This window comes from Lutibacter oceani (genome assembly GCF_003384935.1).
Taxonomy (GTDB): Bacteria; Bacteroidota; Bacteroidia; order Flavobacteriales; family Flavobacteriaceae; genus Lutibacter; species Lutibacter oceani.
Genome location: NZ_QTTQ01000002.1, coordinates 1 through 2,100, shown reverse-complemented (window position 1 = coordinate 2,100; position 2,100 = coordinate 1). Strand labels below are relative to the sequence as shown.

Sequence of the window (2,100 nt, the reverse complement as noted above, 5' to 3'; positions counted from 1 at the left end):
CTAAAATAGAATGTTTCTTAATATTTATTTTACTAAATTTATCAAACAAAAATTGCAAAAAACAAATCACAACTTTAGTTATACAAAACCGTTGTGCATAATTAAAAAATAACCCATCTATGAAAAAGGAAATTTTAGACAACAATGAAAACAAAGTTGCTGTAATTGATGAAAATCAAGTAAAGCAGTTTCAATCACTTTATTACTTAATTAAAGGAAAAAGAGATACTGATATTAAATTATTTACAGAATATAAACAATTCTCTTATGATGATATTATTGAGTTAAACGACAAAATCTATAGAAAACTAAATCTTCACGAATTAGTTACAGATATTGTAAATGTAACAGTAGGATTAGATAATAAAGAGATTAAATCCTTTGGGAATTGGATAGAATTTAAAAATACTGATTGGAATATTTCACAGACTACAAAGTATATAACAATAGAATGGGATTTCAATTTAATACTTCCAAATCAAACACATAAAATACCTCAAACTCATAATCTAAGAATTAGAATTGGGAACAGTCTAAAACCAAGTGAAATGATTCAAGTAGTTTTTCAAGGAGGAGATGAATTTGAGTTAGATGAAGCCCAATCACAAATGAGTTGTAAAATTGACTTCATAAACTCTCAAATTTGTAATGAATTAAAAACTGTCGTATCAGAATGGTACGATTCTCTTCCAAAAAATAGTGAAGACCATAAGTTGATAAAATTTATTTTAAAACACGATGTTAAACTACAAAATTTCATAATCTTATCTTTTTTGACTGCATCCATAGTTTTTGTTAACTACTTATTCATTTCATTTATAGATTCAGATTTTACAATTTTACCAAAAGATAAAGATCATAGACTATTTTTCTTTTTGACTTCATCCATAGCTATATTTTTTATTTTTTATGAGTCAGGTAAATTATTAGCAGATAGAATGAGACGTAAACAGATAGGAAATTTGAGAAGAAATCCTATGTTTGATTTTACAAAAGGAGATAGAAATAAATTTAAGGAAGTTGCAAAAGATAATAAAAAATATCTTTGGAGATTATTTTACACAATTCTGATAGGCATTTCAATAAATGGAATATCAGCATTGATTGGAATAATAATAGAATATTTCTCAAATTAACTATGCACAACACCTCATATAATTTATGCTTAAATTTGAACTAGTACAAACGACAAACATTCAACAAACGATTTGCTACGTCCGAAAAATCTCCGATTTTCCAGTCGCACAAATCATATAAAATCACGTTGGCAAACATTAAAAAAAATAGAAATTAAATGATAGAATATTATAATGAATTCACAAATTTTTTAAAAAACAGTATTTGGGGACTTATATTATTAGGTGGATTTGGGAGTATACTAGGTACGATTTTGATCGTTTTAACAAGAAAAATTTATTTTTGGTTGGCAAAAAACTATGCAGTTTTCAGGACTAAAAAATACTTTGAGAAAATCATAGAATTATATTCTAAAGGATACATTTCTGGTTTTGCTTCTAAATCTGATGTTCACCAAACAATTTTGAATGGGAAGTTAATTATTAACACAATTATTAATTCGACAGTTTTGATAATTATTTTGATAATAGCTTTTGGATTATTTTCAATTTTAAACTTTGAATTATTTTGGATAGTTGCTCTTATTCTAGGAGTTTTATTAGTTTTTCCAATTATGAGAATTAAAAACGACTTATGGTTTATAAACAAGAATTACGATGACAATTTTGACAAAGAGGAGATACAAAAGAAAGCGGAGGAATTTTTATCAAAATCTTTGAAATCCCAAAAAGCAAAAGTGTTCGCAAAAAACAAGTTAAAATCAGGAGAAGATTAAAAACGATTTGCCAACAATGCACAAAAAAAATTGCGAAATTTTAATGATTAGAACAACCTGACAAACAAATAAACTAAAGAACAAACAACGGAAAATTACGATTTACCAATCGCAACTTTCCTTGTACTAAACCGTTACCTGCAAGCACCACAGATGTACTTTCCTGAAATAGGTTGACTAAAAATTAGACAACTTATTACAAATAAAGATGAAAGAACAAAAACAACCCAGCCGAAAAAAAACCTATA

At 26.5% G+C, this 2,100-nt stretch carries 2 protein-coding genes; both read left to right on the top strand.

Annotation, left to right across the window (positions count from 1 at the left end; all coding sequences use genetic code 11):
* Positions 1-119 precede the first annotated feature (119 nt).
* A complete protein-coding gene (locus BX611_RS00020; RefSeq protein WP_115877454.1) occupies positions 120-1,136 on the top strand; it encodes a hypothetical protein in 1,017 nt (338 codons plus the stop codon).
* A 158-nt stretch (positions 1,137-1,294) separates the two neighbouring features.
* Positions 1,295-1,852: a hypothetical protein gene (locus BX611_RS00015; RefSeq protein WP_115877453.1), complete on the top strand. Its 558-nt coding sequence runs from the start codon at positions 1,295-1,297 to the stop codon at positions 1,850-1,852.
* Positions 1,853-2,100: the final 248 nt, after the last annotated feature.

Bases quoted from the DNA above. Each gene is read 5' to 3' on its own strand.
- BX611_RS00020 (WP_115877454.1), top strand. From the start codon at position 120: ATGAAAAAGGAAATTTTAGACAACAATGAAAACAAAGTTGCTGTAATT.
- BX611_RS00015 (WP_115877453.1), top strand. From the start codon at position 1,295: ATGATAGAATATTATAATGAATTCACAAATTTTTTAAAAAACAGTATT.